Here is a 16754-nt window from a genome sequence, read left to right on the forward strand (position 1 = left end):
GGTGGCACGCCAACACACTCATGCCCCGGCGCGGTCGGCCGACGCGGGGCAGCCCCCGCTCAGGACCTCCTCGATGGCGGCGCTCCGCTGCGGGTGCACACAGTGCCGGTGTTCGCCGGGACCGTCCGGCGCCGCCGGGAAGGCGGTGGCGCACGCGTCGTCCGCCTTCCAGCAGCGGGTGCGGAACGGGCAGCCGGAGGGTTGGTCGCCGACGGCACCGGGCCGTGCAGGACGATCCGCTCGGGGCGCTCCAGCAGGCTCGGCGTGGCCGACACAGCAGCGCCTCGGTGTACGGGTGCCTGGATGCGTCGGCGATACGTCGTGGGAGATGAACACCATGCCCAGACCGAGCCGCGCGCAGACCCACCAGAAGGTCGAGGATCCGGGGGCGAACCGACACCCTGGTCCGCATGACGTCCCGGCACGCGACGGGGGCGCGGCGGCCGTGCGCGTCAACGACCCGGAGGTCGTCGCCGTCACGGTCGCGGCCGTCGACCTCCCGGTGATCGGCCTGTGGAGGGACGGCGACAGTGGCGTCTTCACCACCTTGACCGTCCGCCACGCGCTCGCCCCCGTGGAGGCGGGCGCCGCGGCCGGCGCCACCGCCCGGCCGCGCCCCGACGGCAGCACCTTCGCCGCACTCGTCGAGGCCGTCCACGCGGCGGGCGTCCTGGTCATGGCCGACGTCTCGACCCTCGCCGAGGGCCGGGCGGCAGCGGCCCAGGGAGCCGACTTCGTCGGCACCACCCTGTCCGGCTACGTGCCGGGCTCCCCGGTCCAGTCCGCGCCGGACCTGGCTCTCGGGACCGACCTCGCCGGGTCGATCGGCACGCCGGTGATCGCCGAAGGCCGGATCGCCATGCCGGAACAGGCCGCGCAGGCACTCGCGGCGGGCGCGCACCGCGTCGTCGTCGGCACCGCCACACCGCGCCGACCCGTGTTCGCGGAGGGACTCACGAACTGACCCGGCGTGCGCGAAGGGGCGGTGGGAGACAACCTCCCACCGCCCCTTTCCCGTGCCGCCGCGATCAGACCGCCGGGGCCGGGTACGTCGGGTACTCCACCCCGGAGACGTGCTGGACGACGCGGACGACCTGGCAGGAGTAGCCGAACTCGTTGTCGTACCAGAGGTAGAGGATGGCGTTGTCGCCCTCGACCTTCAGTGCGCCCGCGTCCACGATCGAGGCGTGGCGCGAGCCGATGAAGTCGCTGGAGACCGCGTCGGGGGCGCTGATGAAGTCGATCTGACGCTTGAGCGGCGAGGTCAGCGACACCTCGCGCAGGTGGTCGAGCACGTCCTCGCGGGTGGTCTCGCGGGCGAGCTGGAGGTTGAGGATCGCGATCGACACGTCCGGCACGGGCACGCGGATCGAACTGCCGGTGATCCTCGCCTTGAGATCCGGGAGGGCCTTGGCGACGGCGGAGGCGGCACCCGTCTCCGTGATCACCATGTTCAGCGGCGCGCTGCGGCCACGCCGGTCGGACTTGTGGTAATTGTCCAGCAGGTTCTGGTCGTTGGTGAACGAGTGCACGGTCTCCACGTGGCCGCGCTGGACGCCGTACTCGTCGGCCATCGCCTTCAGCGGCGGGACGATCGCGTTGGTGGTGCAGGACGCGCAGGACAGGATCCGCTCGTCCGGCTTGATGGTGTCGTGGTTGACGCCGTGCACGATGTTGGGGACGTCGCCCTTGCCCGGCGCGGTCAGGACGACCTTGTCGATGCCGGGCCGCAGGTGCTTGGACAGACCCTCGCGGTCACGCCACTTGCCGGTGTTGTCGATGAGGATGGCGTCCTTGATGCCGTACGCCGTGTAGTCGACCTCCGTCGGGTCGTCGGCGTAGATCACCTTGACGGCGTTGCCGTTGGCGACGATCGTGCTGTTGTCCTCGTCGACGGTGATCGTTCCCTGGAACTGGCCGTGCACGGAGTCGCGGCGCAGCAGCGAGGCGCGCTTGACCAGATCCTGATCGCCACCGCCCCGGACCACGATGGCGCGCAGCCGCAGGCCGTTGCCCGAGCCGGCCTTCTCGATGAGCAGGCGGGCGACGAGCCGGCCGATGCGGCCGAAGCCGTACAGGACGACGTCACGCCCCTCGCGACGGTCGATCTTGTTGGCGCCGGTGGCTCCGGCGACGGCCTCGGCGGTGAACTCCTCCACCGACAGGTCGCGGTCGTCGCTCCGGTAGGTCGCGGCGAGCATGCCGATGTCGATCTGCGAGGGGCCGAGGTCGAGCGTGGTGAGGGCCCGAAGGAAGGGCATCGTCTCGGTGACCGACAGCTCCGCACCGGCGATCTGCCGGGCGAAGCGGTGCGTCTTGAGGATGCTGACCACCGACTTGTTCACCAGGGAGCGGCTGTGCAGCAGGACGGTGACGTCCCGCTCACGGTGCAGCTTCCCGATCATCGGGATCATCGACTCCGCGATCTCCTCGCGGTTCTTCCAATTGGTGAACGAGTCGTCGTTGACAGTCACGTCTCTATCTTTCGAGCTAGGCGGCGCTCATATGCTAACCCGACGGCCCTTGTGATCGATCAAGTGGGCCCCATGGTGATCAGATGAGTGCCCGGCGTGCCCGCTTCCGGGCTTGCCCGGCTGCCCCGCCGACGGAAACATGGGGCCGTGCACTCGGCGTCGCTGGACGCGGACGCCGTCGCGGCGTGGCGGGTCCCGGACGGCATGACGTCCCGAGTGCACGCGTTCGACGCCCGGGAAGGCGGGACCTTCCGCGTCTCGCTCACCTACCGCGACGGAACGGACGCCGAAGGCAAGTCGGGCGCGCACACGGACACCCACCACGGACCCTTCGCCCGGCTGGTGCCGGTGCCGGACGAACAGGTCGTGGAGGTGCTGGAGTTCGAGACGCCCGACCCCGCGTTCCGCGGCTCCATGACCGTGACCACGACGCTCGCCGACGCGTACGGCGGCACCGACGTCGTCGTGACGCACGACGGTCTGCCCGACGCCGTGCCCGCCGCGGACAACGAGACGGGCACCCGCATGGCCCTCGCGAAACTGGCCGCTCCGGTGGAGGCCGGTGAGCGTCCCTCCTGAGCGTCAGCGGTCCCGGTCAGGATCCTGCTCCACGGGCGGCTCGGGAACCTCACGCGAGTGCTGCTACCGGCCGGGCCCACTGTCCGCCTCGCGCGCCGCCCGGACCAGGTCGTCCTCGCCCGCGGGGAATCCGACGTCCCTGATGGCGCCGACCACCTCCCGGGCGTCGGTGCTGTGGAGCATGAGGCGATCTCCCGGTCCGTGGCTGAATCCCGGGGGCCCGGTGGGGCTCCGGGGGCGTCGGAGAACCTCCAGGTGACCCGCGGGCACCACTCATCACATTTCGAGCGATTCGTCGAACAGGATTGCGCCCCGGGCGTTCGGGTACGCGAGGCTGGACCGCCCCCGCGCCGATCACCGGGGCGGAGGCATTACCGCCGCTACCAGGGATCTGTCATGGAAACACCCGCGAACGACAACTCCGTCTCGCCCGCCCAGCGCGCGCTGGACGCACTCGCCGAGAACACCGAGGACACGGCGGCGCTCGACACGCTCGCGAGCAGCGACGTCCTCGTCCCGGTCCCCGACGACGCGAACGACCAGGAGTCCGCCGACCCGGGGATGCTTGCGCTCCCGGTGCTGGAGCAGCAGGGCGGTCGGCAGGTGGTGCCTGTCTTCACGTCCGAGCTCGAGATGGCGGACCTGCTGCCGTACGTCTCCCGCTACCGCATGGTGCCGCTGGGCGCCCTCGCGGCGCAGTGGCCGGCCGACGACCTGTCGCTGTCCATCGACGCCGGCTCCGAGCACCGCCTCACGCTCACGTCGGACGGCGTGCGCACCCTGCTGGCCCGTCCCTAGGAGCGAGAGCCCTCGTACCCCGAGGGGTGAGGGTCCGCGTCGTCGCCGAGCATGCGGGCCAGTACGGCCCGCTGCAGCGGCAGCACCTCGGTGTGCAGATCGCGGCCCTTGCGGGTCAGGGCGACGTACACGCCGCGCCGGTCCTCCGCGCACATCGAGCGCACGACCAGCCCGTCCTTCTCCAGCCTGGCGATGAGGCGCGACAGCGCGCTCTGGCTCAGATGGACATGGCCGACGAGGTTCTGCACCCGGCACTGGGAGCCCTCCTCGGGCCCCTCGGCCGCGAGGATGTCGAGCACCTCGAAGTCGCTCGCGCCCAGGCCGTGCGGATGCAGCACGCGGTCGATCTCGCAGAGCGTGCGCGCGTGGACCGAAAGGATCTCCCGCCACCGTTCCCCGAGCCGCGCCCCGGCCGTCCTGGCTGCCATGTCTGCACGGTAACACCGAAACCCCGGCGGCTCGTTTCCCGTGCAACAAGCGTGCGCGCAGCGCGAGGCCGGGGGCGAGCTGCGGGAGTCCCGGGCAGGCGGACGGTGGAAGGACACGGTACGAGCGGCCTGGAACCGGGGAGGGCGACATGCTCAGGACCCCCGTGCGCGGCACGCGTCGCGACATCCTCGAGTGGCTCGCGAACCCGGCCGCCCACTTCCCGGCGCGGCACCGCGCGGACGTCGTCGCGCACGGTGTCCGCGTGGAGCTCATCGCCGCGAAGCTCGGTGTGCCTCGCCGGGGCCGACACCCACGTCGAACTGCTCGCGGGACTCGGGCTGCTCCGCGCCACCCGCACCCGGCGGACGTACTACCGGCGTGACGAGGTGCGCATCGCCGAGGTGGCGCGGTTGTTCGAGAGGGGCTGGTGGCGACGCTCACGGGGGTGACACCGGCCGACGCGCTCCGGCGGCGCGGGGATCCTCTTACCCGTCTGTAGTAGGACATGGATCCCATGAGCGCCATCAGCATCGGTCAGGCCGTCGTCCTCGGAGCCGTCGAAGGGGTGACAGAGTTCCTCCCGGTCTCCTCCACCGGCCACCTCAAGATCGTCGAGGGGCTGATGGGCATCCCCGTCGACGACGACGCCGTCATCGGGTTCTCGGCGGTCATCCAGGTCGGCGCCATCGCCGCCGTGCTGGTCTACTTCCGCAAGGACATCGTGCGGATCGTCTCCGCGTGGCTGCGCGGGCTGACCGACCGGGAGCAGCGCTACCACCACGACTACAAGTTCGCCTGGTGGGTCATCCTCGCCACGATCCCGATCGTGCTCGTGGGCCTCACCGCCAAGCCACTGATCAAGGGGCCGCTCGCCTCCCTGTGGGTGGTCGCCGGCTCGCTGATCGTCGGCAGCGGCGTGATGTGGGTGGCCGACCGGACAGGCCGGCTCAAGCGGGGCGAGGACGACACCTCGTTCAAGGACGCGATGCTGGTCGGCGGCTCCCAGATCCTCGCCCTGCTCTTCCCCGGCTTCTCCCGCTCCGGCGCCACCATGTCCACCGCCCTGATGCTCGACCTGGACAGGGTGGCCGCCACCCGGCTCTCCTTCTTCCTCGGCATCCCGGCCCTGACCGGCGCCGGTCTCTACGAACTGAAGGACGCCCTCGGCGCCGGTACGGGCGCCGCGCCCCTGGTGGTCGGCACCCTCGTCTCCTTCGTGGTGGCCTACGCCTCCGTCGCCTGGCTGCTGAAGTTCGTCGCCAAGCACTCCTTCAACGCGTTCGTGATCTACCGGATCGCGGTCGGCCTCCTGCTGTTCGGACTGCTCGGCGCGGGCGTACTGCAGAGCTGACCGCGGCAGGCCGGGACCCGGCACGCACCGCTCAGCGGGCGTTGCGCAGCGGTTCCCCCACGCTCCTCATGTGGCGCAGCGCCTCCCGGTGCGAGGCCGACAGCCCCGTCTGGTGGTACGGGACGCCCAGTTCGGCGCAGTACCGCTCGGTGATGACCTGCGCCTCGCCGAGGGCCGGGGTCGGCATGCTGGGGAAGAGGTGGTGCTCGATCTGGTAGTTGAGGCCGCCCATGAACGCGTCGACGAGGACGCCGCCGCGTACGTTGCGGGAGGTGAGGACCTGGCGGCGCAGGAAGTCGAGCCGTGTGCCCTCCTCGATCATCGGCATGCCCTTGTGGTTGGGGGCGAAGACGGAGCCCAGGTAGATCCCGAACAGCCCCTGGTGCACGGCGATGAAGGCGAGTGCCTTGCCGGGGGAGAGGACCGCGAACAGGCCGCCGAAGTAGAGGACGAAATGGGCGACGAGCAGCGCGCCCTCCAGGACCGGCCGCTTCATGGACGGGCTGCGCAGGGCCTTGAAGCTGTTGAAGCTGAGATTGAGTCCCTCCAGCGTCAGCAGCGGGAAGAACAGGGCGGCCTGGTGCTTCCCGACGAAACGGGGCAGGCCCGTGGCCTTGCTCGCCTGGCGCCGTGACCAGACCAGGATGTCGGGCGAGACGTCCGGGTCCTTCTCCTCGTGGTTGGGATTGGCGTGGTGGCGGGTGTGCTTGTTCATCCACCAGCCGTAGCTCATGCCCAGCAGCAGGTTCGCCACCAGCAGGCCGCCCGTCTCACTGGGGCGCCGGCGGGTGAAGACCTGCCGGTGGGCGAGGTCGTGGGCGGCCAGCCCGAGCTGGCCGAAGACGACGGCCAGCCCCACCGCCACGAACGACTGGCTCCAGCTGTCCCCCAGTACCAGGAAGGCGGCGACACCGGCCGCGAGCGCCAGGGCGACCACGCCGAAACGCACCGTGTAGTACAGCGGGCGGCGCCTCAGCAGCCCCGCGTCGGCCATACGCCGGTTGAGTTCGGAGAAGTCGCTTCCCTTCGCGCGTCCCGTTTCCTGGTCGCGCGTGGGCAGGCTCTCGACGAGCACCGTTGGATTCACCATGTACTTCAGTATGCGGACGGGTCCACGGCCGCAGAATGACGCTCGCCCCCGAGCGGGGGTGTGGCCAGCACCACCCCCCGACCTGGGGTCCTCCCCGCCGCTGCGCGCCGGGACGGGCCCGGAGGGACAATGGCGATCATGAGTACGCCGACGACCTTCCAACCGGTCCTGGAACGCATCGCCGAGGAGATCGAGCGGACCCCGGGCAGCGGCCGGCCCGCGGACTACATCCCGGCGCTGGCGGCCTGTGACCCCCGCCGGTTCGGCATGGCCGTCGCCGAGCCGGACGGCACGGTGTACGGGGTGGGGGACTGGCGCGAGCCCTTCTCCGCGCAGTCCATCACCAAAGTGTTCACCCTCGCCCTCGTCCTGTCCCGCGAGGGCGACGCCCTCTGGGAGCACGTGGGCCGAGAGCCGTCCGGCAACCCGTTCAACTCCCTGGTGCAGTTGGAGTACGAAAACGGCATCCCGCGCAACCCGTTCATCAACGCCGGTGCCCTCGTCGTCACCGACCGCCTGCACACCCGTACCGGAGACGCCGCGGGCGAACTGCTCGCCTTCCTGCGCGCCGAGAGCGGCAACCCCGACCTGACCTACGACGAGGACGTCGCCGCCTCCGAGACAGCGCACGGCGACCGGAACGCGGCCCTGGGCCACTTCATGGCGTCGTACGGCAACATCGACAATCCCGTGCCGGTCCTGCTGGAGCAGTACTTCCGGCAGTGCTCTGTCGCCGCCTCCTGCGCGGACCTCGCGCTGGCGACCGGGTTCCTGGCCCGGCACGGCATCCGCGCCGACGGCACCCGGCTGCTGAGCCGCAGTCAGGCCAAACAGGTCAACGCAGTGATGCTGACTTGCGGGACGTACGACGCGGCCGGCGACTTCGCCTACCGGGTGGGCCTGCCGGGCAAGAGCGGGGTCGGCGGCGGCATCATCGCGGTCGTGCCGGGCCGCTGCACGCTGTGCGTGTGGAGCCCCGGCCTGGACGAGCGGGGCAACTCGGTGGCCGGGGTCGCGGCCCTGGACCGCTTCACGACACTGACGGGCCTGTCGGTCTTCTGAGGGAGAGGTCGCCGCGTGGCGTCAAGCCCTGTCGGCCCGGACGAGCTTGAGCCGCAGGACCAAGGCCATGGCACCCGCGCCGAGTCCGGCGACGCCCACGATCGCACCGGTCTCCGGCCATCCTGACTCCTCCCGTGACGGCCGGGCAGCCGTGACCGCCGCGGGCAGGGCCTCGGGGCCATGCCTCGGGCGGGCGGCCGCGGGAACCAGGGACCCGACCGGCTCCACGCGGCCGCCCGCCTCGAATCCCCAGTCGAGCAGTGCTCGGGCCTCCTCGTAGACGGCGTGGCCGCCGCCCTCCTGCGGGTTCATCACGGTCACCACCAGAGCCCGGCCGTCGCGGCGGGCGGCCGCGATGAGCGTGTTGCCCGCGTCGCTGGTGTAGCCGTTCTTGATGCCGATCAGACCCGGGTACGGCTCCACACCGTCAGCTCCGGTGAGCAGGCGGTTGGTGTTCATGATTCCGTACGAGCCCCCGTTCCGGCCGGGGAACATCGCGTCGACCTTCGCGCAGTACCGGGCGAAGTCCGGGTTCCGCAGCCCCGCCCGGCCGAACACCGCGAGGTCGTACGCCGACGACACCTGCCCCGGCGCGTCGTAGCCGTCCGGCGAGCGCACATGGGTGTCGTAGGCGCCGAGGGCGCGGGCCTCGGCCTGCATCCGGGCGGCCGTGGCGCTCCAGCCGCCGGTGAGCGAGGCGAGGACGTGAACCGCGTCGTTGCCGGAGTTCAGGAACACGCCGTTCCACAGGTCGGACACCCGGTAGGTACGGCCCTCGATGACACCGACCAGGCTGCTGCCGGGACCGATGCCGGACAGTTCGTCCGCGCTCACCTCGTGACGGATGCCGCCCGGCAGGACAGGCAGCACCGTGAGTGCGAAGAGGGTCTTGAGCGTGCTGGCCGGCGGCAGCTTGCGATGCGCGTCGTGCGCGGCCAGCACATCGCCGGTACCGGCGTCGGCCACCACCCAGGACAGCGCGGAGACATCGGGGACCCCGGGCGCGCCCGGCCGGGGCCGGACCTGGGTGCCGGAGCGGTACAGGAGTGCCTGCCCCGGCGCCGCGGCCCGTGACCCGCCGGGCGGACCGGGGTCCGGCCGTTCCGCGCGGGCGGCCGCCGCGGCGGGCATGAGCGTCAGCAGCCCGGCCGCGCAGAGCACACAGGTGGAGCGAACCGCCCGAGATGAGAAACCGATAGTCATACCGCAAACGTAGGAACGGGCCCCCGGACCGCCACGCTGCCCGGGCCGAGTCGCGTCCGCTAGCACCCGGATGACGTAGGGAGGGCGCGCACGGCCGCATCGGACGGGCACGTCCCCCGAGCCGGCACACGGTCGCGTCGGACGGTGCGCTCTCCGAGCCCTCACACGGGCCGCGCCGGGCGGCCGGTGGCCGGAGCCGACGCCCCGTCGGTCGACGCCCCCGTCGGACGACGGCCGTCAGCCGGCCGCCGTCAGCCGGCGGTCAGCGTCGGCTGGACGGTGCGCAGGAAGGCAGCGTTGTCCGGCGTCCGCCGCATCCGCTCCAGCAGAGTCTCCAGGCCCGACTGCCCGTCCCGGGTCTGAAGGGCCCGCCGCAGCCCGGTCACGGCGGCCGACTCGGCGGGCGACAGCAGCAGTTCCTCGCGGCGGGTTCCGGAGCCGGTCACGTCCACGGCCGGGAAGACCCGGCGGGCGGCGATCTCACGGCTGAGCCGCAGCTCCATGTTGCCGGTGCCCTTGAGCTCCTCGAAGTAATAGTCGTCGGCGCGAGAGCCGGTCTCCACCAGGGCGGTGGCGAGGATGGTGAGGGAGCCGCCCTCCTCGGTCTGCCGGGCGGCACCGAAGAACCGCTTCGGCCCGAGCAGCGCCCCGGCGTCGACACCGCCGCTGAGGGTGCGGCCGCCGGAAGAGGCCGCGTTGTTGTGCGCCCGGCACAGCCGGGTGAGGGAGTCCAGGAGGACGACGACGTCCTCGCCGGCCTCGACCAGCCGCTTGGCCCGCTCGATCACGAGCTCGGCGAGTGCGATGTGCTGCTTGGCGCTGTGGTCGAAGGTCGAGGCGTACAGCTCGCCGCGCACGGCCCGCCGCATGTCGGTGACCTCCTCGGGGCGCTCGTCGAGCAGCACCACCATCAGGCGGGTGTCGGGATGGTTGCCGGCGACCGCGGCGGCGATCTGCTGGAGGAGGACGGTCTTGCCGGTCTTCGGCGGGGCCACGATCAGGCCGCGCTGCCCCTTGCCCACCGGGGCGAGCAGGTCGACGAGGCGTCCGGTCGGCCCGGCCGCGGGGTGCTCGAGGCGCAACCGTGTGTGCGGGTGCAGCGGTGTCAGGTCACCGAAGCGGCGTCGGCCGCCCTGCCCGTCGGGTGCGCGGCCGCCCACCCGGGCGACGTCGGACAGGGCGCGGCGGTCACCGCGCACGCCCTCGACCAGATCGCCCTTGCGCAGGCCGTAGCGGCGGATCAGCGCGGGGGAGACGGAGAGGTCGGCCGGCTCGGGTCGGAGGCTCGGGCCTCGCAGGTGTCCCTTCCCGCCCGCGTCGATGTCGAGGACACCGCTCACGGTCTCGGCCGGGGACTGACGTACAGGGGGGTGTTCGAGTGTGGTGGTCATAAGGGTCGGTCCTTTCGAGGACGCGGGCACGGGACATGCGGAAGGAAGGGGTGAGGGGCCGCGTGAGGGGTCGTACGACACTCCTCCGGGCGGCGGGAACAGCACTTCGGACACAGCGGGTCGGAATTCCCGCTCACGAGGTTGTGCTGAGAAGCTGACGCGCCGGTCGTCATGACGGGCGAGTCGGCGAACCTGAGGAGAAACTGGCACCGGCGCCCGAGACGGGGCGTACACAAGTGCTTGTCGCACCGTACCACGGAATTCGTGGGGCGCTCACCGAAGCCGGTCGCGAGCAGCTGAGCGCCTTCGCCGCCGAGCCGACCCGGCGACCCACCGCCGTCCGCGACGAGTTCCTGATCAATGCAGGCCATGGACGGTGTCGACCCGGAGCGGGTGCAGGCGCTCGTGGAGGAACGCAGGGCCTGGGCGCTGGGCGAACTCGCCCGCTACGAACGGGTCCGCGAGCGCCTCCTGGACGGCGGCACCGAGGAGGAGCACCTGCGGGAGTCCGGCCGCGTCGGGCCGTACCTCACGCTCCTCGCCGGGATCGCGTTCGAGCGCGAGCACCCGCTGGTGCGAGCACGTCCTCACGGTGCTGCGAGAGCGGCGCGTCCCCGCGGCCCCCACCGGTCAGGCCCTAGGCTGAGCTGATGTTCAGCCCCGAAGGCCCCACCCTGCGCGAACTCGCCGTCCAGGCGCTGTCGTCGGTCGAGCACGGCTACGACCTGCTCGCGCCGAAGTTCGACCACACCCCGTACCGGACGCCCGACCGGGTGCTCGACGCCGTGGCCTCGGCCCTGGGATCGATGGGGCCGTTCGGCGCCGGACTCGACCTGTGCTGCGGCACCGGCGCGGGCGTGGACGTGCTGTCCCGGGTGTGCCGGGAGAGCGTCACGGGCGTCGACTTCAGCGCCGGCATGCTCGCCGTCGCCCGGGAACGCGCCGTTCCCGAGGGGCCTGCGGTTTCCTGGGTGCGCGCGGACGCCCGTGCCCTGCCCTTCGGCCCCGCCTTCGACCTCGTCGTCAGCTTCGGCGCCTTCGGGCACTTCCTGCCCCGCGAACTGCCGGGGCTGTTCGGCCAGGTGCGTTCCGTGCTGCGGCCGGGCGGCTGCTTCGTCTTCCCCGTCGTCGCCCCGCCCCGGCCCGGCTCCCGGGGCTACTGGACGCTGCTCGGCTTCGACGCCGCGATGCGGCTGCGCAACGCGCTGTGGCGGCCGCCGTTCGTCATGTACTACCGGACGTTCCGGCTCGGGGACGTGGGCCGGGAGCTGGCCCGCGCCGGTTTCCGCACGGACCTGCGGGCCCTTCCCGAGTTCGGGTACCGGCCCGACGGCAGCCCGCGCGCCCGGCTTGTCGTGGCCAGACGGCTGCCGTGATGACGGGGCGGGCGGGAGCCGGCCGCCTGCCGTGAGGACGGGCGCGGACGGGAGTCAGCCGGCCGCCGGAAGGGTGAACTCGTAGACCAGCGCGTCCTGCCGGGCGTCCAGGAGGAGGTCCGTGATCTCCAGGGGCCGCGCGTACTGGTCGTGCACTCGCCGGACGACGCGCACCGACGGCGTGTCCGCGAGCCGGGTGATCGTGTCGCGGTGGTGCAGGGTCAGGCCCGCCCCGCGCATCCAGTCGTACGCCCGCAGCAGCTGCGCCGAGGCGGAACCGTCGGCGCGGCCGCGATAGCGGGCCAGTTCCTCGACCTCGGCCAGGGCCACGGCGGAGAACGAGGTCACGGCCGTCCGCCGGCCGCTTCCGTCGGCGGTGGCGGACGTGTAGCGGTGCACCAGGGTCGGCCGGCCCGGCGCCAGCCCCAGGGCTTCGGCGTGCTCCCGTGACGGCGCCTCCCAGGCGACGGTGGCCAGGTCGCCGGTGCGCGGCTCCGCCGCCCGGGCGCCGACCGGGAAGACCAGGGACGCCGGGCTCTGCGGGGCCGGCCCCGGCAGGGCGACGTGGCTGCCCCGCCGGTCGGTCGCGAGCAGCCCGTCCCGGCGCAGCACTTCCAGGGCCTGCCGTACGGTCTCCCGGCTCACCCCGAAGTGCTCGGCCAGCCGGCGCTCACCGGGCAGCCGCCCGCCCGGCGGGAAGGTCCCTTCGCGCAGCTCGCCGAGCAGCCGTACGGCCACCCGCCGGTACAGGGGCGGTGCGTCGGCGGGGGAGTGGTCGTGCGGGGCGGTGCGGACCATGCCGCGCCCTCCTGTCGGTGACGTACGGTAGCCGCGCGGGCCCGGTGCGCCACCAGAAGTATCATTGGTCTAAACCAGCAGGGAAGGGTCGTCTGCCGGTTCGGCCGAAACTGCACCGGCGCGTCGACCGTCCGTCACCACCCCACAAGGTGCCGTACAGGGCCCCCGCCCCGTCCCGGTCAGAGGTAGGACCGCAGCCAGCGGAGCTTGGCGGCCTCCTGGAAGGGCCCGCCGCCCTCGTGGTCGTTGAAGTCGTACACCTCGATCGCCTTGTCGTCGTGCGCCCAGGCGTTGAACGCCGCGAAGACGGTCGACGGCGGGCAGGTCTGGTCCTCCAGGGCCGCCGAGAAGAGTGCGGGGGCGCGGCCGCGCGCCGCGAAGTGCACCCCGTCGAAGTAGGACAGCGTGCGCAGCGCGTCCTCGGTCCGGCCGCGGTGCGTCTTGAGGTACAGGCCGATCTCCCGGTAGGGGTGCCGGTCGGTGAGCGTGGTCGCGCGCGGGAAGTCGCACAGGAACGGCACGTCCGGCGCGACCGCCCTCAGGTCCGGCACCAGCCCGCCGACGGCGATCGTGATGCCGCCGCCCTGGCTTCCGCCGAGGGCGACCGTGCGGGCCGCGTCGGTCAGCGGGTGAGAACGCGCCGCCTCCACCGCGCGCACGGCGTCGGTGAAGACGCGGCGGTAGTAGTAGTTCTCCGGGGTGTCCAGGCCACGGGTCATGAATCCCGGGTACGCGGGGGAGCCGCCGACCGGGTCGGCGGTGCCGCCACCGCCGCCCCATGCGCTGCCCTGACCGCGGGTGTCCATGACGAAGTGGGCCCGCCCCGTGGACGCCCACAGCAGGTGTTCGTGCGGCAGTCCGCGCCCGCCGCCGTACCCCACGAACTCCACGACCAGCGGCAACGGCTCCTCCGCCCCGGCGGGCAGCGTCAGCCAGCCCTTCACCGGGTGGCCGCCGAACCCGGCGAAGGTCACGTCGTACACCCGCACCGTGGACAGTCCCGCGTCCACCGGCTCGAAGCGGGCGGCCAGTTCGTGCTCGCGGGCCTCGGCGAGCGTCTTGCTCCAGAAGGCGTCGAAGTCCTCGGGCTCGGCCGACGCGCTGCGGTACGTGCGGAGTTCGTCGAGCGGAAGGTCGAACAGGGCCATCGAGAACCGCCTTTGCTGAAGAGTCGGTGCCGGACCGTACGGATGATCACACCGTACGTGAGTGATCGGAGGTCTCGCCAGATCCCATGGAGGATTCCGTCGGCGTTCGGTCCGTCGAACCGCAGGTCAGGGGCGTCTGAGTGCGGGGACGGCGAGTCGGCGGCCTTCGACGGCCGGTGCAGGAGGTCGGGTCAACGGCCCTCGGTCAGGCCCGGCGATGGGTCCACTGCGGTTCAATCAGGGCCCAGTCGCGGTCCCACTCGGCCAGTCGGCGCCGCAGGGTCACCTTGCGCACGGCGCAGTGCGCGAGGAGCACCGCGAGCGCCGCTCCGATGGTCGTGCAGGCACCGACGGTCACGCTGTGCTGCAGGACGGCGGAGGCGTCCGTCGGCTCCGGTACGTTCCGGCCGCGGGAGTCCAGCCACACGTCCACCGCGTCGCCGTGCCGGCTACCGGCCGGGACCCGGGCCGTGGTCGTTCGTTCCGCGCCGTCCGGCGTGGTCCAGCGCACGGTCGCACGGTAGGAGTACTGCCCGCCCCCCTGTACCGACGGGAGGGTGTCCGGGGTGCTCCTGTCGTCCACCGTCGCACGCACGCGGTGCCGCTCGGCCCGCTGCTCCGCCGCGACCGCCTGAGCCCCGCCGTGGCTCCACGACGCGGTGGCCGCTCCCAGCAGCGGTGCCCCCATGAACAGCAGGAGGGCGACGGCCAGGATCGTCCACCCCTCGACGACGTCCGACCGGCGTCGCAGCGGATTGCGCCGCAGGCGCCAGCCGCGCACCCGGGTTCGCATGTCGACCTCCGCGCCTCGTGTGCGAGTGCCCGCAGTGTTCGGGTACCCCGTACGGCCGGCCTCGTTCGCCCCGTCGGCACCCAGATCGCGGCGCACCCGGAAGGCTTCCCCCCCGGAACGCAAAGGATCTCGCAAGCAGCGCAGGATCAGCCGAAGCGTTCGATCCGGATGCGCTTCACCGGCTGGCCGGTCGCCACCAGCAGGCGCGAGGCGTGCTCCGCGAAGGAGTTGGAGCCGCACACGTACGCCTCCCAGCCCCCGGCGGGCGGCTCGGACAGCAGCGGCGCCAGGTGTGCTGCCGTCATCCGGCCCACGGGCGTGCCGGCCGGCGCGCTCCGGGTGAACACCGGAATCGTCTCCGCGCCCAGCTCACGGGCGTAGATCAGTTCCTCGGGGCTGCGGGCGGACACCAGCATCCGCAGCGGGACCGTCAGGGCCCGCTCCCGGTGGTGGCGGACCATCGACATCAGCGGTACGACCCCGGAGCCCGCGCCCACCAGCAGGGCGGGCCGGTCGCCGGGCCAGGCGAAGAAGCCGCTCAGCGGGCCGCGCACCTCGATGCGGTCGCCCGGCCGGGCGACCCGGTGGAACCAGCCGGACACCTCGCCGTCCTCGACGTGGTCGAGGGTCAGCTCGATGTGTCCCGAGTCGTCCGGCGCGGAGGCCAGCGAGTAGTGCCGCTGGGCCACGTAACCGTCCTCGGCGGTGAGCCGCAGCATCAGGTGCTGCCCGGGGAGGTGGCCCGCCCAGCCGGGGACCGCGAACCGGAAGGTGGACGCGCGGGGCGTCTCCCGGCGGATCTCCGTGAGGGTGGCCGTCTGCCACCTCGCGGCCACCTCGCCCGCCACCTCGATGCGTCCCGGCACGGCGAACCGCGTCGGGGGAGTGAAGGCCGCCGTCGTGTGCGTCGTCGTCTCAGTCACCGGAGTACCGCTGCTCCTGCCAGGGGTTGCCGCGCGCGTGGTAGCCGTTCCGCTCCCAGAAGCCCGGCTCGTCGTGGTCGAGGAGCTCCAGGCCGGCGATCCACTTGACGCTCTTCCAGAAGTAGAGGTGCGGCACCACGAGTCGTGCCGGGCCGCCGTGCTCGGGGGCGAGCGGTTGTCCGCCGTACTCCCAGACAATCCATGCGCGCCCGCCGGTCAGGTCCGCGAGCGGCAGGTTCGCGGTGTAACCGGTGTGCGCGTAGGCGACGGCGTGCGTGGCGGAGGGCAGGGGAGCCGCCGCCTCCAGGAAGGCGTCCAGGGACACGCCCGCGAACCGCACCCCGAACTTCGACCAGCCGGTCACACAGTGGATGTCGCCCTCGTACGCCGACGCCTGCAGGCGGTGGGCGCCCGCCCAGTCCCAGGTGCGCGCCTCGGCTACCAGGCCGCCGACGCGGAAGGTCCAGTCGGCGGGTGACAGCTCGGGCGTGACCTCGGCGGACAGCACGGGCCAGTCGTCGCCGGCGTCGTACTGGCCGGGCGGCAGCCCCGGCCGGGCGCCGCGCGGGCGCCCGGTGAAGCCTCGGGTGGTGTTCATGCGGTCGGGCCTTTCGAACCGGCGCGAGGGGGTGACGCGGCCGGCGTGGTCAGTGCGTACGCGGTCAACCGTACGTGTCCCCGGACCGGAACTCAGTCCCGGTCCTCGTGGTGCGCGGCGCCCTGCCACGCGTTGTACCGCTCCAGATACGCGGCGAAGCGGACCAGGTCCTCCTCGGGCCAGTCCGCGAGACGCTCCCGGAAGGCGGTGCGGCGGCTCTCGGTGACCTGGGCCAGGATGCGCCGCCCGGCTTCCGTCAGGTGCAGGATTCGGACGCGGTGGTCGTCCGGGTCGACGCGCCGTTCGACCAGCTCGATGCGCTCCAGCGCGGACACCTGGCGGCTGACGGTGGACTTGTCCAGGGCGTAGTGGGCGGCCAGGTCGGCGGCCCGGCAGCCGCCGCGTTCCTCCAGGTGACCGAGGAGCGTGTACGACACCAGGGACAGCTCCGGGTGCATGCGCCCGGCGGAGGCGCGGGCTCGGCGCGCGAAGGTCGTCAGCTCTTGCTGGATCGTCTCCACGGCCGCGGCCGCCGTGCGGTCGCCGGGGGTGACCGTCGTCTCATCGGGCGGCCGGTCCGTCCTCACAGGTCCTCCTCCACGGTGCTAGTTGTAGAGTACAACTTGCGGTAAGAGTTGTATAGGTCAACCATCAGCCGGCCATCACGGGAACCTTCGAGGTCGTGCGCGTTTGGAGTCGCACGCCCCGCGCCGCGTACTGACGGGCCTGATCACCCCGCTC

16 protein-coding genes and 4 pseudogenes are annotated in these 16754 nt (G+C 72.4%); 8 read left to right on the plus strand and 12 right to left on the minus strand.

The genetic code is table 11. The features are described 5' to 3' along the window. Nucleotides 1-18 precede the first annotated feature (18 nt). A pseudogene (locus IE142_RS38810) lies at nt 19-400 on the minus strand (oligopeptide/dipeptide ABC transporter ATP-binding protein); the annotation flags it as partial. A 30-nt stretch (nt 401-430) separates the two neighbouring features. Here IE142_RS38810 and IE142_RS29955 point away from each other — a divergent pair. Beyond that, nucleotides 431-1107, plus strand: a pseudogene (locus IE142_RS29955) (hypothetical protein); the annotation flags it as partial. On the opposite strand, the gene IE142_RS29960 reads toward IE142_RS29955, so the two are convergent. Beyond that, complete coding sequence (locus IE142_RS29960; RefSeq protein ID WP_191888644.1) at nt 1029-2474, minus strand: glyceraldehyde-3-phosphate dehydrogenase; 1446 nt, start codon at nt 2472-2474, stop codon at nt 1029-1031. The pseudogene IE142_RS29955 and the gene IE142_RS29960 overlap by 79 nt on opposite strands. Nucleotides 2475-2621: 147 nt before the next feature. On the opposite strand from IE142_RS29960, the gene IE142_RS29965 reads away from it, so the two are divergent. Both IE142_RS29965 and IE142_RS29970 read left to right on the plus strand, forming a co-directional pair. Continuing rightward, a complete protein-coding gene (locus IE142_RS29965) occupies nt 2622-3053 on the plus strand; it encodes an SRPBCC domain-containing protein (RefSeq protein WP_268252988.1) in 432 nt (143 codons plus the stop codon). Nucleotides 3054-3449: 396 nt separating this feature from the next. Then, nucleotides 3450-3851: an SseB family protein gene (locus IE142_RS29970; protein WP_043375946.1), complete on the plus strand. Its 402-nt coding sequence runs from the start codon at nt 3450-3452 to the stop codon at nt 3849-3851. On the opposite strand, the gene IE142_RS29975 is transcribed toward IE142_RS29970, so the two are convergent. Beyond that, complete coding sequence (locus IE142_RS29975) at nt 3848-4279, minus strand: MarR family winged helix-turn-helix transcriptional regulator (RefSeq protein WP_191888645.1); 432 nt, start codon at nt 4277-4279, stop codon at nt 3848-3850. The genes IE142_RS29970 and IE142_RS29975 overlap by 4 nt on opposite strands. Nucleotides 4280-4428: 149 nt before the next feature. Between IE142_RS29975 and IE142_RS29980 the strand changes: the two are divergent. Together IE142_RS29980 and IE142_RS29985 are read left to right on the plus strand one after the other, a co-directional pair. After that, nucleotides 4429-4729 (plus strand): annotated as a pseudogene (locus IE142_RS29980) (ArsR family transcriptional regulator). A 65-nt stretch (nt 4730-4794) separates the two neighbouring features. Next, complete coding sequence (locus tag IE142_RS29985) at nt 4795-5631, plus strand: undecaprenyl-diphosphate phosphatase (RefSeq protein ID WP_191888646.1); 837 nt, start codon at nt 4795-4797, stop codon at nt 5629-5631. Between the two features lie 31 nt (nt 5632-5662). Here the strand turns inward: IE142_RS29985 and IE142_RS29990 are convergent, their stop codons facing one another. Continuing rightward, nucleotides 5663-6721, minus strand: coding sequence for a fatty acid desaturase family protein (locus tag IE142_RS29990; protein ID WP_191888647.1), 1059 nt, complete (start codon nt 6719-6721; stop codon nt 5663-5665). Between the two features lie 129 nt (nt 6722-6850). Between IE142_RS29990 and IE142_RS29995 the strand changes: the two genes are divergently transcribed. Then, nucleotides 6851-7783, plus strand: coding sequence for a glutaminase (locus IE142_RS29995; protein WP_191888648.1), 933 nt, complete (start codon nt 6851-6853; stop codon nt 7781-7783). Nucleotides 7784-7804: 21 nt separating this feature from the next. Here IE142_RS29995 and IE142_RS30000 read toward each other — a convergent pair whose 3' ends face one another. Beyond that, on the minus strand, nt 7805-8986 hold the full coding sequence (locus IE142_RS30000) for a D-alanyl-D-alanine carboxypeptidase family protein (protein WP_191888649.1): 1182 nt from the start codon (nt 8984-8986) through the stop codon (nt 7805-7807). A gap of 251 nt (nt 8987-9237) precedes the next feature. Further along, nucleotides 9238-10377, minus strand: a complete 1140-nt coding sequence (gene rho, locus IE142_RS30005; protein ID WP_191888650.1) for a transcription termination factor Rho — start codon at nt 10375-10377, stop codon at nt 9238-9240. Between the two features lie 272 nt (nt 10378-10649). On the opposite strand from rho, the pseudogene IE142_RS30010 reads away from it, so the two are divergent. Together IE142_RS30010 and IE142_RS30015 are read left to right on the plus strand one after the other, a co-directional pair. Beyond that, nucleotides 10650-11023: pseudogene (locus IE142_RS30010) on the plus strand (virulence activator alpha C-terminal domain-containing protein); the annotation flags it as partial. A 4-nt stretch (nt 11024-11027) separates the two neighbouring features. Continuing rightward, nucleotides 11028-11753, plus strand: coding sequence for a class I SAM-dependent methyltransferase (locus IE142_RS30015; protein ID WP_191888651.1), 726 nt, complete (start codon nt 11028-11030; stop codon nt 11751-11753). 54 nt (nt 11754-11807) lie between these two features. On the opposite strand, the gene IE142_RS30020 is transcribed toward IE142_RS30015, so the two are convergent. From IE142_RS30020 to IE142_RS30045, 6 genes are all read right to left on the minus strand, one after another. Continuing rightward, nucleotides 11808-12551, minus strand: coding sequence for a GntR family transcriptional regulator (locus IE142_RS30020; RefSeq protein WP_191888652.1), 744 nt, complete (start codon nt 12549-12551; stop codon nt 11808-11810). 179 nt (nt 12552-12730) lie between these two features. Further along, nucleotides 12731-13699, minus strand: coding sequence for an acetylxylan esterase (locus tag IE142_RS30025; protein WP_191888653.1), 969 nt, complete (start codon nt 13697-13699; stop codon nt 12731-12733). Nucleotides 13700-13904: 205 nt separating this feature from the next. Further along, the gene (locus IE142_RS30030) at nt 13905-14492 is read right to left on the minus strand and encodes an Rv1733c family protein (RefSeq protein ID WP_191888654.1); all 588 of its coding nucleotides are present in this window, start codon (nt 14490-14492) and stop codon (nt 13905-13907) included. A gap of 146 nt (nt 14493-14638) precedes the next feature. Continuing rightward, entirely contained in the window at nt 14639-15358 is a 720-nt protein-coding gene (locus tag IE142_RS30035) for a ferredoxin reductase (protein WP_191888673.1), read from the minus strand. 49 nt (nt 15359-15407) lie between these two features. Continuing rightward, the gene (locus tag IE142_RS30040; RefSeq protein ID WP_191888655.1) at nt 15408-16013 is read right to left on the minus strand and encodes a sulfite oxidase-like oxidoreductase; all 606 of its coding nucleotides are present in this window, start codon (nt 16011-16013) and stop codon (nt 15408-15410) included. A gap of 92 nt (nt 16014-16105) precedes the next feature. Next, nucleotides 16106-16534 carry a MarR family winged helix-turn-helix transcriptional regulator gene (locus tag IE142_RS30045; protein WP_191888674.1) on the minus strand — a complete coding sequence of 143 codons (429 nt, stop codon included), beginning with the start codon at nt 16532-16534 and terminating at the stop codon, nt 16106-16108. Nucleotides 16535-16754 lie beyond the last annotated feature (220 nt).

The sequence above is a fragment of the Streptomyces mutabilis genome (assembly GCF_014649815.1).
Taxonomy (GTDB): domain Bacteria; phylum Actinomycetota; class Actinomycetes; order Streptomycetales; family Streptomycetaceae; genus Streptomyces; species Streptomyces mutabilis.

Coding starts and splice junctions, on each gene's coding strand:
- IE142_RS30015 (WP_191888651.1), top strand. CDS start 11,028: ATGTTCAGCCCCGAAGGCCCCACCCTGCGCGAACTCGCCGTCCAGGCG.
- IE142_RS29990 (WP_191888647.1), bottom strand. CDS start 6,721: ATGGTGAATCCAACGGTGCTCGTCGAGAGCCTGCCCACGCGCGACCAG.
- IE142_RS30040 (WP_191888655.1), bottom strand. CDS start 16,013: ATGAACACCACCCGAGGCTTCACCGGGCGCCCGCGCGGCGCCCGGCCG.
- IE142_RS30000 (WP_191888649.1), bottom strand. CDS start 8,986: ATGACTATCGGTTTCTCATCTCGGGCGGTTCGCTCCACCTGTGTGCTC.
- rho (WP_191888650.1), bottom strand. CDS start 10,377: ATGACCACCACACTCGAACACCCCCCTGTACGTCAGTCCCCGGCCGAG.
- IE142_RS30030 (WP_191888654.1), bottom strand. CDS start 14,492: ATGCGAACCCGGGTGCGCGGCTGGCGCCTGCGGCGCAATCCGCTGCGA.
- IE142_RS29975 (WP_191888645.1), bottom strand. CDS start 4,279: ATGGCAGCCAGGACGGCCGGGGCGCGGCTCGGGGAACGGTGGCGGGAG.
- IE142_RS30025 (WP_191888653.1), bottom strand. CDS start 13,699: ATGGCCCTGTTCGACCTTCCGCTCGACGAACTCCGCACGTACCGCAGC.
- IE142_RS29985 (WP_191888646.1), top strand. CDS start 4,795: ATGAGCGCCATCAGCATCGGTCAGGCCGTCGTCCTCGGAGCCGTCGAA.
- IE142_RS29995 (WP_191888648.1), top strand. CDS start 6,851: ATGGCGATCATGAGTACGCCGACGACCTTCCAACCGGTCCTGGAACGC.
- IE142_RS30020 (WP_191888652.1), bottom strand. CDS start 12,551: ATGGTCCGCACCGCCCCGCACGACCACTCCCCCGCCGACGCACCGCCC.
- IE142_RS29970 (WP_043375946.1), top strand. CDS start 3,450: ATGGAAACACCCGCGAACGACAACTCCGTCTCGCCCGCCCAGCGCGCG.